This window comes from Mediterraneibacter sp. 210702-DFI.3.120 (genome assembly GCF_020561005.1).
Classification (GTDB): Bacteria; Bacillota; Clostridia; order Lachnospirales; family Lachnospiraceae; genus Mediterraneibacter; species Mediterraneibacter faecis.
The window spans coordinates 34472-59054 of sequence record NZ_JAJCNG010000023.1 but is presented as its reverse complement, the minus strand read 5'-3'; the positions used below and the strand labels follow the sequence as shown (position 1 = coordinate 59054).

19 protein-coding genes and 2 pseudogenes are annotated in these 24583 nt (G+C 39.7%); 15 read left to right on the top strand and 6 right to left on the bottom strand.

Going from position 1 to position 24583, the window contains the following annotated elements; translation table 11 throughout:
* Window positions 1-48 precede the first annotated feature (48 nt).
* Window positions 49-315 (top strand): annotated as a pseudogene (locus LI162_RS12060) (asparagine synthase-related protein); the annotation flags it as partial.
* An 861-nt stretch (window positions 316-1176) separates the two neighbouring features.
* Window positions 1177-1365: a DUF6472 family protein gene (locus tag LI162_RS12055; RefSeq protein ID WP_054753175.1), complete on the top strand. Its 189-nt coding sequence runs from the start codon at window positions 1177-1179 to the stop codon at window positions 1363-1365.
* Window positions 1366-1509: 144 nt separating this feature from the next.
* Here LI162_RS12055 and LI162_RS12050 read toward each other — a convergent pair whose 3' ends face one another.
* Window positions 1510-2601: a pyridoxal phosphate-dependent aminotransferase gene (locus tag LI162_RS12050; RefSeq protein ID WP_020437083.1), complete on the bottom strand. Its 1092-nt coding sequence runs from the start codon at window positions 2599-2601 to the stop codon at window positions 1510-1512.
* Between the two features lie 13 nt (window positions 2602-2614).
* Window positions 2615-3481, bottom strand: a complete 867-nt coding sequence (locus tag LI162_RS12045; protein ID WP_020437082.1) for a DegV family protein — start codon at window positions 3479-3481, stop codon at window positions 2615-2617.
* 425 nt (window positions 3482-3906) lie between these two features.
* On the opposite strand from LI162_RS12045, the gene LI162_RS12040 reads away from it, so the two are divergent.
* Together LI162_RS12040 and LI162_RS12035 are read left to right on the top strand one after the other, a co-directional pair.
* Window positions 3907-4239, top strand: coding sequence for a PadR family transcriptional regulator (locus LI162_RS12040; RefSeq protein WP_020437081.1), 333 nt, complete (start codon window positions 3907-3909; stop codon window positions 4237-4239).
* Window positions 4240-4254: 15 nt separating this feature from the next.
* Window positions 4255-5658 (top strand): FtsW/RodA/SpoVE family cell cycle protein, encoded by a 1404-nt coding sequence (locus LI162_RS12035; protein ID WP_015528047.1) that lies wholly within the window; start codon window positions 4255-4257, stop codon window positions 5656-5658.
* A gap of 8 nt (window positions 5659-5666) precedes the next feature.
* Here LI162_RS12035 and LI162_RS12030 read toward each other — a convergent pair whose 3' ends face one another.
* Window positions 5667-6692: a LacI family DNA-binding transcriptional regulator gene (locus LI162_RS12030; RefSeq protein ID WP_015528046.1), complete on the bottom strand. Its 1026-nt coding sequence runs from the start codon at window positions 6690-6692 to the stop codon at window positions 5667-5669.
* 223 nt (window positions 6693-6915) lie between these two features.
* On the opposite strand from LI162_RS12030, the gene LI162_RS12025 reads away from it, so the two are divergent.
* The 6 genes and pseudogenes from LI162_RS12025 to LI162_RS12000 all read left to right on the top strand — a co-directional run bounded on the left by LI162_RS12025 (window position 6916) and on the right by LI162_RS12000 (window position 14929).
* A complete protein-coding gene (locus LI162_RS12025; protein WP_227156722.1) occupies window positions 6916-7818 on the top strand; it encodes an ABC transporter permease in 903 nt (300 codons plus the stop codon).
* 52 nt (window positions 7819-7870) lie between these two features.
* Window positions 7871-8767 carry a carbohydrate ABC transporter permease gene (locus LI162_RS12020; RefSeq protein WP_055158260.1) on the top strand — a complete coding sequence of 299 codons (897 nt, stop codon included), beginning with the start codon at window positions 7871-7873 and terminating at the stop codon, window positions 8765-8767.
* 21 nt (window positions 8768-8788) lie between these two features.
* Complete coding sequence (locus LI162_RS12015) at window positions 8789-10468, top strand: hypothetical protein (RefSeq protein WP_055158229.1); 1680 nt, start codon at window positions 8789-8791, stop codon at window positions 10466-10468.
* A gap of 25 nt (window positions 10469-10493) precedes the next feature.
* Entirely contained in the window at window positions 10494-11978 is a 1485-nt protein-coding gene (locus LI162_RS12010) for a glycoside hydrolase family 32 protein (protein WP_055158231.1), read from the top strand.
* Window positions 11979-12080: 102 nt separating this feature from the next.
* On the top strand, window positions 12081-13901 hold the full coding sequence (locus LI162_RS12005; protein ID WP_055158233.1) for an amylosucrase: 1821 nt from the start codon (window positions 12081-12083) through the stop codon (window positions 13899-13901).
* A 56-nt stretch (window positions 13902-13957) separates the two neighbouring features.
* Window positions 13958-14929 (top strand): annotated as a pseudogene (locus LI162_RS12000) (carbohydrate kinase family protein).
* Between the two features lie 215 nt (window positions 14930-15144).
* Here LI162_RS12000 and LI162_RS11995 read toward each other — a convergent pair.
* A complete protein-coding gene (locus tag LI162_RS11995) occupies window positions 15145-16398 on the bottom strand; it encodes a 6-phosphofructokinase (RefSeq protein WP_227156720.1) in 1254 nt (417 codons plus the stop codon).
* A gap of 201 nt (window positions 16399-16599) precedes the next feature.
* On the opposite strand from LI162_RS11995, the gene LI162_RS11990 reads away from it, so the two are divergent.
* Complete coding sequence (locus LI162_RS11990; RefSeq protein WP_227156718.1) at window positions 16600-17616, top strand: glycosyltransferase family 2 protein; 1017 nt, start codon at window positions 16600-16602, stop codon at window positions 17614-17616.
* A 123-nt stretch (window positions 17617-17739) separates the two neighbouring features.
* Window positions 17740-18348 carry a rubrerythrin gene (rbr, locus tag LI162_RS11985; RefSeq protein ID WP_155204392.1) on the top strand — a complete coding sequence of 203 codons (609 nt, stop codon included), beginning with the start codon at window positions 17740-17742 and terminating at the stop codon, window positions 18346-18348.
* 113 nt (window positions 18349-18461) lie between these two features.
* Here the strand turns inward: rbr and LI162_RS11980 are convergent, their stop codons facing one another.
* Complete coding sequence (locus LI162_RS11980; protein WP_055146794.1) at window positions 18462-19355, bottom strand: DegV family protein; 894 nt, start codon at window positions 19353-19355, stop codon at window positions 18462-18464.
* 224 nt (window positions 19356-19579) lie between these two features.
* On the opposite strand from LI162_RS11980, the gene LI162_RS11975 reads away from it, so the two are divergent.
* Both LI162_RS11975 and LI162_RS11970 read left to right on the top strand, forming a co-directional pair.
* Window positions 19580-19714 carry an AAA family ATPase gene (locus LI162_RS11975; RefSeq protein ID WP_226875296.1) on the top strand — a complete coding sequence of 45 codons (135 nt, stop codon included), beginning with the start codon at window positions 19580-19582 and terminating at the stop codon, window positions 19712-19714.
* Between the two features lie 92 nt (window positions 19715-19806).
* Complete coding sequence (locus tag LI162_RS11970; protein WP_227156716.1) at window positions 19807-21756, top strand: bifunctional metallophosphatase/5'-nucleotidase; 1950 nt, start codon at window positions 19807-19809, stop codon at window positions 21754-21756.
* Between the two features lie 69 nt (window positions 21757-21825).
* Here the strand turns inward: LI162_RS11970 and LI162_RS11965 are convergent, their stop codons facing one another.
* Complete coding sequence (locus tag LI162_RS11965; RefSeq protein ID WP_227156714.1) at window positions 21826-22704, bottom strand: helix-turn-helix transcriptional regulator; 879 nt, start codon at window positions 22702-22704, stop codon at window positions 21826-21828.
* A gap of 183 nt (window positions 22705-22887) precedes the next feature.
* Between LI162_RS11965 and LI162_RS11960 the strand changes: the two genes are divergently transcribed.
* A complete protein-coding gene (locus LI162_RS11960) occupies window positions 22888-24570 on the top strand; it encodes a glycoside hydrolase family 13 protein (protein WP_227156713.1) in 1683 nt (560 codons plus the stop codon).
* Window positions 24571-24583 lie beyond the last annotated feature (13 nt).

Here is a 24583-nt window from a genome sequence, read left to right as displayed (position 1 = left end):
CATTTCATTTACTTTTCTTGTGATTTCTTCCATCTTCTCACCTTTTAAAGTGTAGCGAAAGTTCTTCCGGAAGAAATTGCATTCCGTAAGAAGTTGGGATTTATCGTACCAATCCGTATCTGGATGGCTGATGAGAGATATAATCAGGACGTACAGCGTCTCTTCCACAGTGATATTGCAGAGAAATTCTTTGATGTGGATGCAATCAATGCGATTTTTGATGAATATGTTGGAGGAAATTCTGATAACTGGAGAAAAGTATGGACAATCTATACGTTCCTTGTATGGTATGAAGAGTACTTTGTGAAGAGATAATAAAAAGACTATGTATTAAGACTTTAAACATTTTTAAGTGATGGGGTGGAAGCATAAAAAGCTTTGCCCCTTTTTGTTATCCCATTTGATTATCCGGGATATCCACGAAAAAGAGACAAAAGAAAATCCACCGTATGCACCTACGCTATACAGTGGATCTTCACTTTGTTATTCCATCCATTGGAATATTCCTCCTTATTTACTTGATATCTATCTGAAACTATTATCTCAAATAGTGATTTTATATTTTATTTCATTTAATTATCCCATTGGAATATCCTTCTTTCGATTCTTCTTTTATCTATTTTGGATTTTAACTTATCGTCCCATTGGAATTTACCTCTTTCAATTTATTTGTTTGATGATTTAATGAACTATCCCATTGGATTCTACCTCTCTCTCTTTAAATATCGTTTCCGTTTTTTAAATTACTCTTTCTGGTGGTCTGTACCTCTTTCTTTAGATTTTTAAGGATTTAATTTACCTTCCCATTGGACTATACCTCTGTTTCTTTAAAATTAATTTTAATGAAAGGATTAAGTGTCTGGTGGTTTGTCCTCCTTTTTGTTTTTTATTTCGTTTCCTTTTGTTGATTCTATATTAACTCACAGATAGGCATTTGTCAATAGAAAATCAGAAAAAAGTTAAAAATAATTCAAATATACAGAAAATAAGAAATAAAATACAAAAAATACAGGCTATTAATTGCGTTTAAGGTAATTGTATTAGACAGAAAAGTGGACGCAATCTATGGAAACATGGTATGATACTAAGAAAAGAGTTGCCAGCTGCACATAGAACGAACAGCAACAGAATGTAATGCTACAGGCTCTGCAACGGGCGGGAAATGGAGAGAGAAAATTGAGTAAAGAGTCAAGAACCAGCTGTGAAACATGCACTTATTATATTTATGATGAGGAGTATGAGTGTTATCTCTGTGATAAGAATATGGATGAGGATGATTACATCCGTCTGATGACAAATCAGCATTATCAATGTCCATATTATCGGAACGGAGATGATTATCTTGTTGTTAGAAAACAGCTGTAGAATCATAGAAAAAGCAAGGAAGTATAAAATCAAAAGAAAGAATAAGAAGAAAAGCGGGAGAATCGTTGGATCAGATTCTCCCGCTTTTTAAGAAAGACCTTTGTGCAAGCACCGGTGGTTTCAGACCTTTTGACCCTGGTATCATTAAATAGTTTTCAATACTTTTAAGAGCCGGTTATTGTCTTCTGGTTTCATAATGCAGAAGCGGATGAATTCGCCATCCAGACATTGGAAAGAAGAGCAGTCACGGATCATAAGTCCTTCTTTTATACAAGCTTCGAATACATCGAAAGAAGTTACTTCTGGTTTTAAAATCTTCACAAGGATAAAGTTTCCATATGGAAAATAAACCTTGAAAGAAGACATCTTTTTTAATTCAAGAAACATCCGGTCACGTTCCATCAGGATTAATGCACGTGTCTGGCGGATGTAGGAAGTGTCTTTGAACATCTGCTCACCGGCATATGCTCCAAGGCTGTTTAAGGACCATGGAATCTGCTTTTCTTTCATCTGAGATAAGAACTCTTTATTTCCGGTAATGCCGTATCCAAAACGCATTCCCGGAGCTGCATAGAATTTTGATACACCACGCAGTACCATGAGATTAGAGAATTCTTTCGTGTATGGAACAGCGGTTACTTCCTGAACGGAAGGTGCAAATTCTACATAAGTTTCATCAATCATGACAAAGATATCGCGGTTTGCACAGAAGGAAAGCAATGCACGCATTTCATCTTTTAAGATGGCAGAAGAAGTTGGATTGTTCGGATTGCAGAGAATCAGAAAATCATATCCGTTTAACAAAGTCCGGCAAAGATCTTCTACATCTAATTCAAAATCTTCCGCTTCCTGAAGATGATAATAGTCCTGTGTACTTCCGGAGAAAGAAAGTTCTCTGGAGTATTCAGAATAGGTTGGACCAAGAATCAGAGTGCGTTTCGGTGCTCTTGTTTCAATCAAAAGTGAAATCAGTTCGCTTGAACCGTTGCCCGGCAGGATGAAATCAGCAGGAACATCGCAGTACTCAGCAATTGTGTTGCGAAGTGATTTATAATCTCGGTCAGGATAAGAAGAAAAGAGGTCCACATGAGCCGCAACAGCTTCCTTAACAGAAGGGGAAAGTCCGAGTGGATTTACATTTCCGGCAAAGTTTGTAATACTGTTTTGGTCGATATGATAATACTCACTGATTTTCTCAATATCACTTCCATGAAAAACTGGTTTTGTATTCGTCATAGGCGTCTCCTCCTTAGCAGGTTTCAAATAAAATTCCAAGTGTATTTGGTCCACAATGGCTGGAAATCGTACAGCTTGCTTTCGTTATATGGATTTCATCAAAATGCATGGTTTCTTCAAGCGTATTCTTAACAAGTTCAATGTATTTAGGGGCAATTCCTGAGTGCGTGATAAAGATCAGAGATGGATCGATATCCGGATAAGCAGCAAGTTTGTCTTTTACATATTTCACAAGAACTTTATCAAGCGTTCCACGATATTTCTTTCCTACATTCATACTGCCATCTGCTGTGCTGACTTCGATACACGGCTTTAATTTCAAAACATTTGCTCCGAGAGCAGCGACCGTCGAACAGCGCCCACCGGCATGTAGAAATGTCAGCGTATCCAAAATAAAGCTGGCATGACAATGCTTTGTGCGTTCGCGAAGAGCTTCGGCAATGTCTTCCGCTTTCAATCCCTGCTCGATCATCCGACCGGCATCGGTTACGAGAAGTCCGGTTCCGGTTGAGAGTGAACAGCTGTCAATCACATGAACATGTCCAAGCTCTTCAGCTGCAATGCAGCAATTCTGGTGTGCACTGGAAAGCGAACTTCCAAGATTGATATGGATCACTTCATAGCCTTCATCGACCCATGGTTTAAAGTGTTCAATATATTCCGCAACATTGACAGCAGCTGTTTTTGGAAGGATTTTTTCATCGTAATATTTTTGATAAATTTCTTCCGGTGTAATGTCAATGCCGTCCTTATAATCTTTTCCATCCAGAATGATGTGGAGTGGAAAATAGTGTACATGATAACGTTCTTTTAGTTCCTGATCCAGGTCACAGGTACTGTCGGCACTTAAAATGATCTTATTTGTAACAGAATCAGTCATAATTCTCCTCCTAAAGTAGTTCAACAACTTGAATTGTATGGCTAGTATATATTTATACTGCATAATGTGTACACAAATTATAACATATTTTTCCCATAGAGTATAGTTTTTGTATCCAAAAAACAATACAAAATAAGACTTTTTTGCTACTGTTCGCTCATAATTACTACTTGTTCGCTCTTACTATATTAAAAATGCAAAGAATTTTGGAAGCTTTTATTGACATGTATAGATAATCGATATATAATCAAGCTAAGATATATAGATAACCGATATATCAGCTGGGAGTCAATCCCACAGCTGATATAGCCTCCGGCAGGATTGCAGAGGCATTCTTGAACTACTGTAAGATGAGCTTCATTTTGCAGTGAGAATGTTAAGAAGTGTACGGTTAACGTAAAATCAGAAGATTAGGAGGAATTGTTATGGCAGTTGACAGAAGTCTGGTATCAGGAAGCACAACGATGTTGTTATTAAAGCTTTTATCTGAAAAGGATATGTATGGTTACGAGATGATCGAGACCTTAAGAGAAAAGTCCCAGAATGTGTTTGAATTAAAGGCGGGAACGTTATATCCATTGCTTCATGGAATGGAAGATAAGAAATATCTGACAGTTTATGAGAAAGAGGTCGGAGGTAAGGTTCGTAAGTATTACAGTATTACGAAAACCGGGAGGAAAGTTTTAGAAGAGAAGAAAGAAGAGTGGAAAATTTATTCATCGGCTGTAGTGAATGTGATGAATGCAGCAGTTTGTTAGAAAGGGTGATGTTTGATGAGACGAGAGGAGTATTTGTATACATTAACAGAACAGATTCGCTGTAAGATGGCAAGAGGGACGATAGAACAGGAGATCAATGATCATATTGAGGATCAGAAAGCGGAATTCCTAAGTGAAGGAATGAGTCAGACAGAAGCAGAAGAAGCTGCGGTTCGAGAAATGGGTGATCCGGTAGAAGTCGGGCTTGAGATGGATAGAATCCACCGGCCGACAATGGCGTGGGGAATGATTGCGCTGATTGTTGGGTTAAGTCTTGCAGGCTATCTTTTACGGAGTGTTATGTATCAGACTGCTTTAGGTATTGAGCAGAGTGCGGGAAAAACAGAAGAACTGTTCTGGACAGGAATGTCATCGAGCTGGCATACGTCGCTGGAACTGCCGGCACTTTTGATTGGACTTGTGCTGATGATCGGCATTTGCTATATGGATTATACGAGGATTGCGGCTTATGCAAAACAAATCTTGATTGTATATCAGGTTTTATTATTGGTCGGACTGCAGTTTACGGGGCTGAAAGTGAATGGAGCGGCGAGGTATATTAGAATACCGTTTGGAAATATTGGATTGAATCTGATTGACTTACTTTGGCTGACAATTCCGTTGTTTGCAGCGGTATTATATAGTTATAGAGGTCAGGGATACCGAGGAATTTTAAAGGCAATCCTCTGGATGATCATTCCATCTTATTTTCTGTTCATAAGAAGCCAGAGCCTGATTGCGGCAATGATACTGGAATTGGTTTATTGTGTGGTTCTGGCGGCGGCTGTTTACAAAGGCTGGTTTCAGGTTTGTAAAAAAGCAGTACTTACGGGAATCGGAGCAGTAGTCGTTCTGATACCGGTTCTGCTTGCGGGAGGCCTCTGGTGTTTTGGCAAGGCTTACCAGAAAGAGCGTGTAGTGGCTATTTTATCGATCGGTGATTATGCAGCAAATTTCCCAGGAGTCAATGTGATTCGGGAAATGATTTCCGGAAGCTCAGCATTTCATGGCAATCCGCAGTTTAAAGAACTTCTGACATCTGTAGACGGAAGTGTCCATCTGCTTGCCAGTGTGGTAGCTGCTTATGGAATACTGGCAGGTATTCTACTGGTTCTTTGTCTGGCGGTTCTGATCCTTCGGTTTGCTAAGATTTCATTAAATCAGAAGAACCAGCTTGGTATGGTGATGGGAACAGGATGTACAGCATTGTTCCTGATTCAGACAGTAGTTTTTATATTAGAAAATCTGGGAGGAGTCGGTAATATGGGAATCTACTGTCCATTCTTTGGAACAGGAAGATCAGGTATGCTGACATCTTATATCCTGCTCGGATTACTACTCAGTATCTGCAGATATCAGAAGACAGCGCCGGAACCGGTAATCAGGTCCTGGCGCTGGAGGCAACGTTCTCAATCATGAAAAATAAATTATTTTGTTGTATTACGACGAATTAATACAGGGGCAATTTGTTTATGAACAGGTTCACCTAATGGTTTGGGAACACGCTTTTTCTGCTCGTCCATCTGTTGGACAAGAAGATCCATGGCAGTCTTTGCAATCACATCAATCTGCTGGCCGATGGTTGTGATCGGAAGGATTGCCTCGCTGGCAATCGGAGAGTTGTCAAATCCAACAATCTCATAAGTAGAAGGAAATGTTCCATATTTTTGGAAAATTAAATTAAGAAACATATTTGCATAGGTATCATTCGCGAGAAAGATACCTTTTTTTTGATTGGGGTATTTTGCTTCTATTTTGTTGAAAATCTCTCGGATTATGTTTAAAATCTCATGATAAGAATCACCTTCTACACTAAGATCTATATCATATGGAATATGATATTCTTCGCAAGTAGCCTGAAAGGCTCGGATTCGGTCATAAGCCGGGATGGATTTATTCACATTGACATTTATATGAATTAATATGTCACATTTATCCCGAATCAACAGGGACGTAGCTTGAAGTGCACCCATATAGTTATCAGTATTGACACTGCTGATATATTCTGCTTCGCGTTCAATTGCGATGACAGGAATCTGATAGGAAGCAAGTTTCTCAGATGGAAGAGTGTGACTTAAAACAATCAGTCCTTCAATCTGATAAGACAGAAGTTCTTCAATGTACTGTTGTTCTTCTTCAGCACCATGTTCACTGGCGAAAACAAGAAATTTATAGTGATAATCACTGTAACTGGAAAGGAATTGTGTCAGCATCTCAGAATAATAGTGCAGATAAAGGTTTGGAACAATGATTCCGATAAATTCACTTTTCCCATTTGCCAGAACCTTTGCCAGCTTATTCTTTTTATATCCAAGTGTATCAAGAGCCTGTGAAATCTTTTCCTGGTTTTCAACCGTCAGTGAATCCGGGTGATTGAAATATCTTGATATTGTAGTTTTTGAAAAATTGGTGTACTCCGCAATATCTGCAAAAGTTACCTGTTTTTTACTCATAAAAGTTGAATCTCCTTCAATATGATGGCTGATGGTTCATAATATCTTTTAGTATAGCAATTTTCATGGAAAAACGCAACATTAAAATAACTGGTTACGTAACCGGTTATTTTATCGCGCGAAAGTGTTGACAGAAAGAGAAGAATATAGTAATATCAAACTATAAAGTAACCGGTTACGTAACCGGTTTTCCATAAGGTTAAAGGAATGGAGGAAGAAGTGCATGAAAAGAATGCAAAATCAAGCAAAGTCCGTAAGCAAACGAACGTGGAGAGAAAAGATGACTTATATGAAGAAAAACTGGCAGTTATATCTTTTCTTCCTAATGCCAGGGCTTTTACTGACAATTATTTTTAAGTATCTCCCAATGGGTGGTCTCCTGATAGCTTTTGAAGACTACAATGTAATAAAAGGAGTTCTTGGTAGTCCCTGGGTAGGACTTGAGTATTTTAGGCGATTTTTATCTTCACCGGATTTTATGAATTATCTGATGAATACATTAAAATTGAGTATCTATGGACTGTTGTGGGGGTTCCCGGTTCCGATTATTCTTGCATTGCTTCTAAATCGCATCCGTAAGACAGGGATTAAAAAGAAAGTTCAGCTTTTGATCTATATGCCGAATTTTATTTCAGTCATCGTACTTTGTGGTATGGTTCGTATGCTTTTATCACCTGTAGGACCGCTGAACAAAGTGCTCGGAATTAGCACAAACTGGATGACAATGCCTTCTGCATTCCGAACAATTTATATTGCAAGCGGAATCTGGCAAGCAGCAGGATGGTCATCTATCATGTATACAGCAGCATTGGCAAATGCAAGCAAGGAGCTGGAAGAAGCAGCGACCATGGATGGAGCAAATCTTCTGCAGCAGATCTGGTATGTAGAGTTGCCGGCAATTAAAAATATTATTGTAATTCAGTTTATTTTACAGGCCGGAAATATTATGAGTATAGGTTTTGAGAAAGCATATGCTTTACAGACAGACATGAACTTGCCGGCATCAGAAATCCTGTCTACATATGTATATCGTATTGGACTTCTGAACGGAGATTATGGATATTCGACAGCGGTAGGTCTCTTCAATTCGGTTGTAAATGTTATCTTGTTGATCTTTGTAAACTAGGTTGTTAAGAAACTGAATGACGGAGAAGGATTATAGAAAAGAGGGAGAAGAGATGGAGAAAAAAAAGAAGAAAAAATATTCAAGGACAGACAAAGTAATCCTTGGAATCGGATTTACCATTCTTGGTTTATTCGTCCTTTCTATAGCAATACCGATTATCTATGTAGTACTTGCATCCTTTATGGATCCGACTGTTTTGAATAACCAGGGATTGAGTTTTAATATTAAGGACTGGACATTAGATGCATATCGAAGAGTATTAGAGAATGAAATGATCTGGCGTGGCTTTTTAAATTCCTTCCTGTATTCACTTGCATTTACAGTTATTTCTGTTTTTGTGACATTGTTGGCAGCGTATCCACTGTCCAAAAAAGAATTTGTAGGAAGAAAGATTTTTAATATTATCTTCTTAATTACTATGTTTTTTGGCGGTGGAATGATTCCTACATTCATTTTGATCAATCAACTGCATATGGTTAATACAGTGTGGGCAATCCTGATTCCAGGAGCATTTAATGTATGGAATATGATTCTTGCAAGAACTTATTATCAGTCAATTCCAACAGAATTAAGAGAAGCATCTGCGATTGATGGAGCGAATGAAATCCAACATTTCTTTAAAATTATGATTCCGGTATGTAAGCCAATCATTGCAGTACTGGCGCTTTGGTCTTTCGTTGGAATGTGGAACAGTTATTTCGACGCAATGATTTATTTGAATGATGCGAATTTGCAGCCATTACAGTTAGTACTCCGTTCTATCTTAGTACAGAATACACCACAGCCAGGCATGATTGCCGATATTCAGAGCACAGCGGAAATGGCAAAAATAGCAGAACAGCTCAAATATGCAACCATTGTAGTATCAAGTTTACCACTGTTAGTAATGTACCCATTCTTCCAGAAGTACTTTGACAAAGGAATTATGGTTGGATCGGTAAAAGGCTAATAAGAAAGGAATGATACAGATATGAAGAAAAGAAAAGTAAATGCATTACTTGCAATTGTACTATCTCTGACGATGCTGGTGGGAGTTACAGGTTGTGGAAAAGAGCAGCAGCTTGAAGCTGAAATCAACCCGGATACACCTGCAACGGAAGTGCAGTTTCCATTGAAGGAAACCGCAGAGCTTTCCTTTATTACAAGTGCACCGGCTACATCAACACAGGAGCCAAATGAACGAGTAATCTTTCAGAGAATGGAAGAGCAGACGAATGTTCATATTGATTGGACTTGTTTTGTATCGGATCAGTTTTCTGATAAGAAAAATCTGGCACTTGCTCAATTTGGAAATCTACCGGACGGATTATTCAATGCAGGAATGAGTGATTATGATCTATTGCGTTATGCAAAGCAGGGTATCATTATTCCATTAGAAAATCTGATAGATAAATATATGCCGAATTTACAGGCAGTATTTGAAAAATATCCAGAATACAGGACAATGTGTACAGCACCAGATGGACATATTTATTCATTCCCTTGGATTGAACAGCTTGGAGCCGGGAAAGAAGCCATTCAGGCAATCGGAGATGTTCCATATATTAACAAAAAATGGCTGGATTATCTAGGACTTGAGATTCCGACAACAACAGATGAATTGGAACAGGTATTGATTCAATTCCGTGATCATGCAGATGAACTTGAAAAAGAATTTTCAATCGAAGGTGATGTGATTCCAATGTCATTTATTATCAATAACGGAGACCAAGATCCGGCAATTCTAATCAATGGATTTGGAGAAGGTTATGGAGACACGGGAGATCATTTCGCTGTAACGGATGAAGGAAAAGTTATTTACACAACTGTTCAGGAAGGTTATAAAGAAGGAATTGAATGGTTACATAAACTTGTGACAGAGGATTTAGTTGACCCAGAAGCATTTACACAAGAGTGGTCTACCTATGTAGCAAAAGGTAAGAACCATCGATACGGTCTCTGTTTTACATGGGACATTGCAAATATTGATAACAATGAAGATTATGTGATGCTACCGGCGCTGACAGGACCGAATGGCATGAGAAATATCACGAGACAGAACAACAGTGAAACAAGTGGATTTGACCGTGGAAGATGTGTTCTTACATCAAGTTGTCGGAATACAGCACTTGCTGCTGCATGGATTGATCAGATGTATGCACCACTTCAATCACCACAGAATAACTGGGGAACTTATGGAGAAAAGGACTCCTTTAACATTTTTGAACTGTCCACAAACAAAGATGGTGGAAAAATGCTAAAGCATATGGATCTTGGAACACAGTCTCCGGTAGAAGTTCGTGAGGCACAATCGGTAAATGGTCCTCTTGCAGTTTTAAATGAATATTATGATGTATATGTAACACAGCCAGAAGATGCAAAATGGCGTTTGGATAATATGCATGAAACTTATTTACAGGATATGAACAGTAAATATGTTTATCCAAATGTCTTTATGAGCATTGATGATACGAATAAAGTATCTCAGTACGATACAGATATAAAAAAATATGCAGAACAGAAGAAAGCAGACTGGATCCTGAATGGAGGAATTGAAAAAGAGTGGGATTCCTATCTAAAGAAAATGGAACAGTATGGGCTTTCAGATTATCTTTCAATTAAACAGAAGTACTTTGATGAGTATCAGAAGTCATTAAGTGAAGAAAAATAACGATACGAACAACAGGAGAATTTGCATGAGTGAGATGTTAGAAAAGGCTAGAAAATATGAAGATGAACAGGGAAAGCAGATAAAAGCAGAAGACAGACCGGCTTTTCATGTGAGTCCGTATGTAGGCTGGATGAATGATCCGAATGGATTTTCATACTATCAGGGAGAATATCATTTATTTTATCAGTATAATCCATACGATACACACTGGGACAGTATGCATTGGGGGCATGTGGTAAGTAAAGACTTATTGCATTGGGAATATCTCCCGGCAGCTCTTGCACCAGATGAAGACTACGATAAGATGGGCTGTTTCTCAGGAAGCGCAATAGAGCTGGATGATGGCAGACAATTGCTTATGTATACAGCCGTAGATCATGAAACATTAGAAGATGGAAGTAAAAGAGATATACAGACACAGGCGGTAGCTGTCGGAGACGGAAGAGATTATGTGAAGTATGAGAAGAATCCGGTCTTGACAGAAAAGGATCTTCCGGAAGGTGCAAGTAAAGTGGATTTCCGTGATCCAAAGATCTGGAAAGGAAAAGATGGAAACTTCTATTGTGTGCTCGGAAGCAGACCGGCAGACGGAAGTGGACAGATTCTTCTTTACAGAAGTGCAAATGGATTTGACTGGGAATTTGTCAGCATCCTTGCAGAAAATAAGAAACGTTTTGGAAAGATGTGGGAGTGTCCGGATTTCTTTGAACTGGATGGAAAACATATTCTCCTGACAAGTCCGCAGGATATGTTACCGGAAGGCTTGGAATATCATACCGGAAACGGCACTTTATGTATCATAGGAGAAATGGACAAGGATACATATACCTTAAAAGAGCAGTTCAATCAGTCTGTGGATTATGGAATTGATTTTTATGCAATGCAGACAGTGGAAGCACCGGATGGCCGCAGAATTATGATCGGCTGGATGCAGAACTGGGATACGCTTGCTCATCGTTGTAACGACTCAAAATGGTTTGCGCAAATGAGTCTGCCGAGAGAATTGTCTGTGAAGAACGGAAGACTTTATCAAACTCCAATCAAAGAACTCGATGCACTGCGCAAAAACAGAGTTGAGTACAACGATGTAGTAATAGATAATGATACGATCACATTAGATCGCGTCGAAGGACGAACCATCGACATGGAACTCGTGATACGTCCGGAAGATAAAGAAAATGTATATAAGAAATTCGCATTACGTTTTGCACAGAATGAGAAATTCCATACAGAATTGAGCTTCCGCCCGTATGAGTCTGTATTGAAAATTGACAGAAAATTTTCAGGAACCGAACGAGCACTGGTTCATCAGAGAAGATGTCTGGTAAACGGAGATGCCAATGAGTTAAAGCTTCGTGTGATTCTGGACAGATTCAGCGCAGAAGTATTTATTAACGATGGCGAGCAGGTTATGTCTGCAGTTATATTTACAGAACAGGAAGCAAACGGAATTTCATTCTTTGCTGATGGTGCAGCTAAAATCGATGTAGTAAAATATGATCTGGTATAGAAGTTACATGATAAATATACATTGAGATTGAAAATGCATGGATAATGATAAGGGGATTCCTGATTAAGGAATCCCCTTATGTAGTATAGGAGTATAGTATTGATGATAGAAGTAAGAAGAAAAAGACATGAAAACGAACTGCACGAAAAATATATGCAGTTGTATCATAATGAACAATGTTATGAAGAATTAATGCAGTCATTGGAAGAGGCTTATCAGAACAGACCTGCTGAACTTAGACGGTTAGATAATAAAAGAGAAAAAGAACCGAATTGGTATCGAAACAGAAATATGCTTGGGATAACGATGTATCCGAAGCTATTTGCAGGGGGATTAAACGGTGTGATAGAGCATTTGGATTATTTGTCTGAGCAGAAGATCACCTATCTTCATCTGATGCCGCTTCTGAAGATGCCGCATCCATATAATGACGGTGGCTATGCGGTAGAGGATTTTAAACAGGTAGATCCTGAAATTGGAACAAACGAAGAGTTGGAAAAGTTGACAAAAGAGCTGAGAAAACGCGGAATCAGTCTGTGTCTGGATGTTGTTATGAATCATACAGCAGATACGCATGAGTGGGCGATGCGAGCCAAGAGAGGCGAACAGGAATATATGGATCGCTATCAGTGCTATGAGACACGCGAGATTCCGGATCAGTTTGAGAAGACGATGCCGCAGGTGTTCCCGGAAACTGCGCCGGGCAACTTTACATGGTGTGAAGAGATGCACAGACATGTGCTCACAACATTTTATCCTTATCAGTGGGATCTGAATTATCACAATCCGAAAGTATTTAATGAAATGATAGGAAATATCCTGTATCTGGCTAATATGGGAGTGGAAGTATTCCGTATTGATGCAGTTCCGTATATTTGGAAGGAGTTGGGAACCAACTGCAGAAATCTTCCGCAGGTTCATAGTATCGTCCGTATGCTGCGTATGATCCTTGAAATGGTTTGTCCGGGTGTGATCTTAAAAGGCGAGGTTGTTATGGAGCCAAAAGAACTTCCGGTTTATTTTGGAACAGAGCAAGAGCCGGAATGCCATATGTTATACGGTGTTTCCAGTATGGTGAATCTGTGGGCAGCACTGGCTACAAGAGACACAAGAATGCTGAAGCATCAGATGGATGTGATTCACAGTCTTCCGAAGAACTGCTATTTTGTCAATTACCTTCGCTGTCATGATGATATCGGCTGGGGCCTGGATGAAGAGCAGGAGAAGAAGCTGGAGATAGATCCGATTCAGCACAAAGAATATTTATATCATTTCTTTGAGGGGACATATCCGTACAGCTTTGCTCGTGGAGAGCTTTATAATTACGATCCGGTGACCAAAGATGCCAGAAGCTGTGGAACAACGGCAAGTCTGTGTGGAATCGAAAAAGGTGGATTTGAAGGAGATCTTGAGCAGGTGAAACAAGGAATCCAGAGAGTGCTGATGATGCATGCGGCATGTATGAGCATGGAAGGTTTTGTGATGCTTTCATCCGGAGATGAGATCGGTCAGGTCAATGATTACAATTATAAGAAAAACCCGGATACTGCTGCGGACAGTCGATATCTGCATCGAAGTCCGTTCCAGTGGGAGAATGCAGAGAAGAGAAAAAAACCAGGTACTGTACAGTATGCGATCTGGAATGGTTTGAAACAGATGGAAGAATTCAGACGTGAGGAAAATTGCTTTGGAGAGACTGCCGGTATCTCTACATGGGATACAGGAAATTCTTCAGTCTTCGCAATCAGAAGGACAGCAGGAAGAGAAGAACTGATCTGTCTGGCTAATTTCTCGGAGTATGGACAGAATGCATGGCTGAATTGTCTGGAAGGTGAATATGAAGATTTATTTACAGGAGAAAAACTGGAGATGAATTCGGTATGGATGAATCCTTATCAGTACAGATGGTGTGTGAAAAAATAGAAATCTGTTGAGAATAGAAAAAATGTTGTCGCTTTGGCAGCAGAATGGAGAAGAAAATGAAAAAATATGATGTAGTAGCACTTGGAGAATTATTGATTGATTTTACAGAAAACGGAAAGAGCAATCAGGGAAATCCTCTTTTTGAGGCAAACCCAGGAGGAGCACCGTGTAATGTACTTGCGATGCTGACAAAGTTAGGACATAAGACAGCATTTATCGGAAAAGTAGGTGAAGACTTTTTCGGAGAGCAGTTAAGAGATGCAATTACAGAAGTTGGGATCGACGCATCCGGATTATGCACAGATAAAGAAATCCATACAACACTTGCTATGGTACATACTTATCCGGATGGAGACAGAGATTTTTCATTTTATCGTAATCCGGGAGCAGATATGATGCTGAACAAAGAAGAGATTTGTGAAGAACTTATCAAAGAAACAAAGATCTTCCATTTCGGAACATTGTCTATGACACATGAAGGAGTGCGCGAAGCAACAAAAGAAGCCATTCGTATTGCGGAAGAGTCCGGTGCGATTATTTCTTTTGATCCGAACTTACGTCCTCCACTTTGGAATTCACTGGATGAGGCAAAAGAGCAGGTGTTATACGGTCTCGGACATTGCCAGATTCTTAAAATCTCTGACAATGAGATTCAGTGGCTGACAGGAGAAGAGGATTATACTGCAGGTGTAAACTGGATCAGAGAAAGATATCAGATTCCGCTGATTCTTGTATCTATGGGAAAAGAAGGAAGCCGTGCATACTAAAACGGAAGCATTGTAGAGGTAAAACCGTTCCTTCAGAAAAATACAATTGAGACAACAGGAGCCGGAGATACATTCTGCGGTTGTGTATTACATTATATCTGTGAACATGGAATGGAAGACTTAAAGGAAGAAAACCTGAAAGATATGCTGACATTTGCAAATGCGGCAGCTTCTGTGATCACAACAAGAAAAGGTGCACTGCGCGTAATGCCTACGAGAGAGGAAATCCAGAATCTGCTGATCGAGCGAGCTGCAGAGTAATGTGTGCTGAAAAATAGTTGAGAAGAATAAAACTCTGAAAAACGAAACAGAGAGGATACGAAAGTTACAAACGTATTCTCTCTGTTTTGTTCTCTCTTATATCTAGTAACTGTTCAGAGCCAACCTCCAAAATGCTACGCATTTCGTCGGTGTGGCGTATCCGCCAAATAAAATTTCAAAAACAGTCTTAAAAATGCAAGCATTTTACACCTATTTTATGAAATTTTGCTTGGCTCTGAACAGTTACATTTCCTATAAGCAAATTTCGGCAGTCCGCCTTCTTCCGGTACTTTTACAGAACCCTGGATGAGAGGCAGTGCATAGTCGATAAACTGCTGTCCGATATCGGAACCATTTCCTGTGATCCAGTCTAAAGGAACTGTTTTCTCCTGATTACAGATGAGATTTACATCTTCCGGAGCGTAAGTAATGTGGTAATCCGCATCGTCTGTACGGTGGAAGGCAATCATCATTCCTGTTGTTCCCTTCAGTGCAGTCTGCACACCGAAAGAACCGGAAGCAATCGCCTCTTTTTCATCTGTCGCAGAGAGCATAGCGGAAGAACAACGCTGGTTGACATTGAGCTCGATGGAGCGAACTTTTACGCCAAGGCGGTCTTTCACGAGGTTTTCCAGATATTTTCCAGAGCCTGTCAGCATTTTATGTCCGAATGTGTCTACGCCTACATCACTTGCAAGCTCGCAGACAAACTTACCGTTTCCATCATTAATTCCTTCGGAAATGCAGACAACCAGGTTGGAAGTATGCTCGAAAGCTTTCTGAACATCTGCAAGGAACTGTTCCTGATCAAATGCAACTTCCGGAAGATAGATGAGAACCGGATTGTCGCCTTCAAATTTACGGGCAAGGACACTGGCAGCGGTCAGCCATCCGGCATGACGTCCCATGATCTCAACGATTGTAACGGATTTTTTATTATCATAAACAGAAGCGTCGATTGCAATCTCACGAACAGTGGACGCTACATATTTGGCAGCACTTCCGAATCCCGGTGTATGGTCTGTCAGGACAAGGTCATTGTCGATCGTCTTAGGGATTCCGATGAAACGGATCTCGCTGTTTACAGTCTCAGCATAGCGGGAAAGCTTGCTTACTGTATCCATGGAATCATTTCCACCGATGTAGAAGAAGTAGCCGATATTGTACTTCTCAAATTTCTCAAAGAGCTGCGGATAGACAGCGTCTGTCAGGTCTTCCGGAAGCTTGTAGCGGCAGGAACCAAGATAAGATCCCGGTGTTGTCTTGATTAGTTCAAGCTCACCGTTCACTTCCAAAGGTTTCATATCCATCATATTCTCATTCAGGAAACCTTCGATTCCGTTGATCATTCCATAAATTGTTCCAATGACATCCTCACGGTTCAGTGCTTCGTAAACAACCCCATAAAGGCTGGCATTAATAACTGCGGTTGGTCCGCCGGACTGTCCGACGATTGCATTCTTCTTCATAAAGTTTCTCCTTTGGTTTAAGTTGAGATAGTCGATTTCTGTTGTCAATATATTCTAAGAACTCAATAATATATTGATGATTCGTTATTACTATAGCTGAAAAAAAGAAAATTTACAACAATAAGTCGAAAAGATGCTATAATGAGCGTAAAAGAAAAGGAAGCGACGCCGTAGGCGGGCATTTAAAATGGAGGTTAAACAATGAAATATATTTCATTTGCAATTCCATGTTATAACTCAGAGGCATATATGGAAAAGGCAATCAATTCCATTCTTGTTGGGGGCGAGGATGTTGAGATCATTGTAGTGAATGACGGTTCAAAAGACGGAACTCAGGAGATTGCAGAACGATATCAGGAAAAATATCCGACGATCGTAAAAGCAGTTGAGAAGCCGAACGGTGGACACGGAGATGCGGTGAACTGTGGACTGGAGCATGCGACAGGAAAGTATTTTAAGGTTGTAGACAGTGATGACTGGGTAGACGAGGAAGCACTGTTAAAGGTTCTTGACACAGTCAAAGGATTTGTAAAAGATGAGTCTGAAGTAGATATGGTCATTGCGAACTATGTATATGAGAAGGTTGGCATGACGCATAAGAAAGTCATTCGTTACGATAACGTTCTTCCGGAGAATCAGATTTTTAAATGGGAGGATATCGGACATTTCCGTCTCGATCAGTATATCTTGATGCACTCTGTTATTTACCGTACAGAGATGCTTAAGCTTTGTCAGTTAGAGCTGCCGAAGCATACATTCTATGTGGACAATATTTATGTATATTATCCGCTGCCACATGTACGTACACTTTATTACATGAATGTAGATCTTTACAGATATTTCATCGGACGTGAGGATCAGTCAGTCAATGAGAAGGTGATGATCAGCAGAATCGACCAGCAGCTTTTCGTAACGAAGAAAATGATCTCCATGTATGAGCTGCGTCTGATCGGAAGCAAGAAGCTGAGAAAATATATGGTGAATTATCTGGCAATCATGATGACAGTTTCTTCTATTTTATGCATTCGCTCTAAGAAGAAAGAGAATCTCGAGAAGAAGAAAGAACTGTGGGCTTATCTGAAGAAAAAAGATTATGGGACTTATATGAAGATCCGTTATGGAATTCTTGGACAGACGATGAATCTTCCGGGAAGATCAGGAAGAAGAGTGTCTTCACTTGCGTATACGGTTGCAAGAAGATTGATCGGGTTTAATTAAATAAAAAAATTCCCATGAATATTTAGGACGGGTGAATGAAAAAAACAGTCATGACATATACTGATTCGGATGAATTTAGCTTTTAGAAAAGAGTAGAAGATTTGAAGAAAGGAAGTATATGACATGGCTGTTTTATTTTCAGAAAGCAAGACAAAACAAAATCTGATGCGTGCATTCGCAGGAGAGGGACAGGCGCGAAACCGTTATACATTTGCGGCGGAACAGGCACGAAAAGAAGGAAAACCTGCAATTGCGGATATTTTCCTGTACACAGCAGACCAGGAGCGGGCACATGCGGGAAGATACTATGAATTGTTAAAAGAAGCATCAGGAACGAATATCTTTATTGATGGAAGTTATCCGGTAGATGAGACGAAGACTCTGGTTCAGCTGTTGCGTGCGGCAGAACATAATGAGCAGGAAGAGGCGGAGGATGTGTATCTGGCATTTGCAGATGTAGCGAAACAGGAAGGATTCTTTGAGGCAGCAGCAACATTTCAGCAGATTGCAGAGATAGAAGCAGCACATAGCCAAAGATTCCGTAAGATTGCAGACAGCCTGGAGAATAACACGTTTTATATGTGTGAAAATGCGGATGGAACAAAAAAATGGATCTGTACAAATTGCGGTCACATCTACGAAGGAAAAGAGGCACCTGCATTATGTCCGGTATGTAAGCACCCACAGGGATATTTTCTTCCTGGTTTTCTTGATTTGCACATTGGATTTTAGGCAATGAGGCATTTCAGAAGTTTTTGAAAAAACGGGCAGATTTATAAATGAAGAGGAACAGCAGGTGGCATGTGTATTGCCAATGGGCTTGTTCCTCTTTTATTATCTATATATTATGAAAGTTCCCTGTCCTTCCCAATAAAGAAAAGTGCGATCGTATCCGGTCCGACATGGCTTCCGGTACAGAAATCATAAGAAGTATTTATAAAATCACGCACTTTGATTTTCTGTTGGATCTTGTCCATGACGTAAAGCGAATCTTCATATGCATCTGCATGTGCGATCCCGAGAATCTGCTTTTCTGGCTCTACAATGTTGTCACAGACCAGATTGACCAGTTCGTTCAGTGCGGATTTACGTCCGCGACAGTTCTTGTAAGAAACGATATAGCCATCTTTGTTTCCACGTAAGATTGGTTTGATCTTAAGAACATTTCCGATGGTGGCAACGCTTCCTTTAATTCTTCCGGTGCGGGAAAGATATTTTAAATCCCCGACAGTGAAGACTCCGTTCATTTTTCCAACATAATATTCCAGAGTATCAGCGACCTCATCCAAAGACATTCCTTTGGTACGCATCTCGCTTGCATAGACGGCAAGGATTCCCTGGGCAAGTGAGGCATTGAGAGAGTCGACCAGACGAATCTTGTGTTTCTCTCCGAATTCATCTAACAGCTCTTCCGAAGCTAATCTTGCAGAATTGTAAGTACCACTGATATTTTTACTCAGTGAGAAATATAATACATCCTGGTCTGCTTCGAGTGCGCTTCGAAATGCTTCCTCAAAGGCAGCAGTGCTGATCAGTCCGGTTTTGATTTCGCAGCCCCTGCTCATGGCCTGATAGTATTCGGTTCCTTTCTGACGTTCTTCCTCTGGTGAAAGATCCGGGTCAAAACAGGTAATCTCTTTGCCGTCAACAAGATTGACGAAAGAAATCACGTGAATATCGTATTGTTTTGCAGTTACAGCCGGCAGATTGGCTGCCGAGTCAACAAAAATCTGAAACATAGTATCTTTATCCTTTTATCTCTGTTTATTTTTGCAGTAAAAAATTTTAGAGCAATAATATAAATTCTAACACTGAATGAAAAGGAATGCAATTAAGAGAAAATAAAATCGATTTGCCTTAGTCTAGTAATAAAATTATAAAATTTTAGAAATAATAATAGAATCTATAAAAGTTAATAGAATGCAAAAAACAATAATATTCAATAGTTTTTACATTATCATAGGTGAGACGATGTGGAAAATCAATACTATTGGAGATTTATCAGGATTATCTAAAACAGCATGGCGTGGACGAAGAGCAGATTATTGCAATTAATTTTGAAGATCTTGATTATGAGGAACTGACAGAATATAAGTAACTACAGCGACTATATGTAGTCGCTGAAATAAATACCGTAGTTTCGGGGCTTTCAGCCCAGTGACCACGAGTTTTGAGAGGAGAAAAGAACTTATGAAAAGAGGAAAAAAGATTCTGGCGCTCTTTCTGATCATTACAATGCTTCTTCCATTTGTAATGAATATTCCGGCAGAAGCGGCAGAAAAAAGCAAACAGTTAGATGTTTTGTTTACGCATGATACACACTCTCATTTAAACAGCTTTTCAACAATTGTAGATGGAGAACAGAAAGAAGTCGGTGGATTTGCGAAGCTAAAGACTCTGATTGACGAGAAGAAGAAAGAGAATCCGGATACACTGATACTGGACGGCGGTGATTTTTCAATGGGAACGCTGATCCAGACAGTTTATGATACCGAAGCAGCGGAACTTAGGATGCTGGGATATCTCGGATGTGATGTGTCAACTTTGGGAAATCATGAATATGATTATCGTTCTAAGGGACTGGCAGACATGCTGACAGCGGCGAAGAATTCCGGCGAGATGGTACCGAGTCTTGTCGTGTGTAATGTAGACTGGGCCAGTATGGAAATGAACGGATTAAGTGAAGGTCAGAAACAGATTCAGTCAGCATTTGAAAACTATGGCGTAAAGGATTATGTGGTTGTTGAGAAAGGTGATGTAAAAATCGCCGTAGTGGGCGTGTTTGGAGTAGATGCCCTGAAATGTGCACCGACCTGTGAATTATTATTTAAAGATCCGGTTGAGTCAGTTAAGAAAACGGTAGAAGAGATTAAGAAGAATGAAAAGGTAGATATGATTGCCTGTGTGTCTCACAGCGGAACCTGGGAGGACGAGAAAAAATCAGAAGATGAGATCCTTGCAAAGGAAGTACCGGATCTTGATCTGATCATCAGCGGACATACACATTCCGAGTTAAAAGAGCCTATTCAGCACGGAAATACTTACATTGTATCCTGTGGAGAATACGCAAGAAATCTTGGATCACTTTCCATGACACAGAAACAGGATGGTCGTTGGGAGATGACTTCCTACGAGTTGATTCCGGTATCTGAAGATATCGAGCCGGATCAGGCGACACAAGAGCGGATCGATGCGCTGATGGATACAGTAGATACTAATTATCTGACGAATTTCGGATATACAAGAGATGAAGTTCTTGCCGAGAATGATGTCGAATTCAACAGTCTCGAAGAAATGGAGACGAAGCATGAAGAACTGAATCTTGGAGATATTATGTCTGATTCGTATATCTATTCTGTAGAGCATTCAGAAGACTATAATGGAACGCCGGTGGATGTAGCTGTTGTTCCAAGCGGCTGTGTGCGCGACACATATACGAAAGGAAATATCACTGTAGAAGATGTATATAATTCATTTTCACTTGGAATAGGAAAAGACGGATTGGCAGGATATCCGCTGATTGATGTTTATCTGACTGGTAAAGAATTGAAACTGGCAGCAGAAGTAGACGCTTCGGTTTCCGATTTTATGACAACTGCAAGATTATATTGCAGCGGGCTGAATTTCACATTCAATCCGAATCGAATGATCTTGAATAAAGTAACAGACTGTTATCTGACAAGAGAAGATGGAGAACGAATCGAGATCCAGGATGACCAGTTATACCGAGTTGTGACGGATCTTTATACCGGACAGATGCTTGGCTCTGTAATGGAAATGTCTTATGGTCTGTTGAAGATCGAGCCGAAGGATAAGGATGGTAATCCGATCGAGAATCTGGAAAATCAGGCAATCATGGAAGGCGATAAGGAGCTGAAAGCATGGGATGCGATCGCAAGATATATGAAGTCTTTTGATGATACGGATGGCAACGGCATTTCAAATGTGCCGGAGTATTATGAGACGACACATGGACGTAAAGTTGTAGATGAAAGCAGAAATGTGATCGATCTCGTGAAGAATCCGAATAAGTTTTCAGTGATGATCGTTGGTATCGTTCTGGTTCTTATTCTGATCATTATTCTGTTGGTAGTATTGATTCGAAAGTTAATCAAGAAGAGACGAAGAAAGAAAAAATAGAAGATTGAATTTATAGGAGCAGCGGCTGAAAATGGAAGTTTCGGCCGCTGCTTTTCTTAAAGCAAAACATTAATTCAGTCTTTTGATAAAAGATAATGGTGTCATGTGATATTTGGATTTAAAGGCTCTGTGAAAATAAGAAAGATTATGAAAGCCAACGGAGAGTGAGACTTCCAGGATGGATGTTTCTCCATGTTCAAATAATTCTACTGCTTTTTCGAGCCGGACATTATTAATATATTGGATGCAGGTCATGTTCATATGCTTTTTGAAAAAACGCATAAAATGATATTCACTGAAATAGCAAAGCTCTGCGAGTTCAGAAATTGTGAAAGGCTCGGCATAGTGGAGATCGATATAATCGAGTACATTTTTCAGCTTATCTGAAGAAGCAGAAATAGTTGCAGACTCCGTGGTGCTATATTGAAGTAGGAGAAACAGTGCCTGCAATAGGACTGATTTCAGGGCAATTTCATATCCAAATGTTTGTTCCGTATAGAGTGAAGCCATTTTTATAAAGCATTCATGAAGAGCATGATGTGCAGGGTGTGTGGACGAAATATGATAAGGCAAGGTCAATTCATGATTTATCATAGGTGTAAGATAACGGGTGGAGCATATATCTGTTGCATTTCCCCCTAAAAAGTTAACATGAAACACATAGGTTTCTGAGCAGAAATCATCAGTTCCACTCAGGCGGATTGAATGTAAAAGCAGTGGTGGAATGAATAACAGATCACCTTCATTTACTTCATAGTCAACTAAATCAATTTGATAAATACAGGAACCTTTTGTCATCAAAGTGAGTTCCGCTTCTTCGTGCCAGTGAGTCATAATGACCGGGGAATTTAAGTTAAGTTTTGTAATATATTTTTGGATCGGAAAGAATACTTCTCCATGTTTTGTATTTTCTTTTTGCTCTAATATGAGTGAATGTGGAACGTTCATACGAGTCCCCTCCTAAAATAGCAGTATTGTGTTATACAATGAAAAAATAATGCAAGAATTCATGCAAATATAATCATATAATAGCAGTATAATACAGGCGATGGGATCTGGCAATACGAAAGCTTATGAGATCGTGACGCCATATTATGAGAAAGATAAAATGATGTGAAAGAGGTTGATAATATGGAAAAAAAGTGGTGGCATGACAAGGTAGCATATCAGATATATCCGAAGAGTTTTCTTGATACAAATGGAGATGGAATCGGAGATTTGAGAGGTATCATATCGAAACTGGATTATTTAAAAAAGCTTGGAATTGATATTATATGGTTATCACCGATCTATAAATCACCATTTGTAGATCAGGGCTATGACATTGCAGATTATTATGCAATCGCAGAAGAATTTGGAACGATGGAAGAATTTGATGAATTGCTGGCGGAAGCGAAAAAGCGAGACATGCATATTATCATGGATCTGGTAATTAATCATTGTTCTGACAAACATGAATGGTTTCAGAAAGCATTAACGGATCCGGAAGGAGAATATGCGGATTACTTCTATTTCCGAGAAGGAAAGAATGGAAATCCACCGAGTAATTATCGTTCTTATTTTGGCGGAAGCTGCTGGGAACCGGTGCCGGGAACTGATAAATATTATTTTCATATGTTCGCAAAGGAACAGCCGGATCTGAACTGGGAGAATCCGAAATTAAGACAGAAACTCTATGATATGATCAACTGGTGGCTGGAAAAGGGACTTTCCGGTTTTCGAATCGATGCGATCATTAATATCAAGAAAGATCTGAAATTTCCTGATTTTGAACCGGATGGGGCAGATGGCATGGCCGGCTGCTGGAAAATGGTTGAAAGTGTAGATGGTGTCGGAGAACTTCTGGAAGACTTAAAGAAAAATACATTCCAAAAATACGATGCATTTACAGTGGGAGAGGTCTTCAATATGAAAGCGGATGAATTACCGGAATTTATTGGAGAAAACGGACATTTCTCAACAATATTTGACTTTAGTGCACATTGTCTCAGTGATGGAGAACATGGATGGTATGATGCTCCGAAGATGGAATTTTCTAAATGGAGAAAAGCAATCTTCCAGTCTCAGATGGAAACACAGAAGTATGGATTTAAAGCAAATATTATAGAGAATCATGACGAACCGAGAGGTGTGTCAAGATTTCTTCCGGCTTATGCCCAGACACCGGCGGGAACGAAGATGCTTGGTACGGTTAATCTTCTTCTCAGAGGGATTCCTTTCATTTATCAGGGACAGGAAATAGGCATGAAAAATGCGAAGTGGAATAGCATTGACGAATTCGATGATATCAGTACAAAAGACCAGTATCAGATTGCCCGTGAAGCTGGATTATCTGACCGGGAAGCAATGGAAGCTTGTAATCGGATGAGCCGTGACAATGCGAGAACACCAATGCAATGGACAAGCGGGGAGAATGCCGGGTTTACAAAAGGAACGGCATGGTTAAAGATAAATCCTGATTACAAAGAGATCAATGTCGAAGATCAGGAAAACAATCCGGATTCTGTTCTGAATTATTATCGAAAGTTAGTAGCACTGCGTAAATCAGATGAATTTAAAAATGTATTTACTTATGGAGAATTCATTCCGGAATATGAAGAAATGGATGATATCCTGGCATTTTATAGAACAGACGCAGCAACAAGTATTCTTGTCGCGGCTAATTTCGGAACAGACGCAGCAAGCATTGAATTGAAGGGGAATGTGAAAAGAGTATTAATGTCGAACCAGAAGGAAGAGACAGTAGATTATACAAAGAACAGACTGAATCTGAAAAGCTGTGAGGTAGTTGTCTTAGAGATGAAAATGGAATAATCTGCTAAATTAC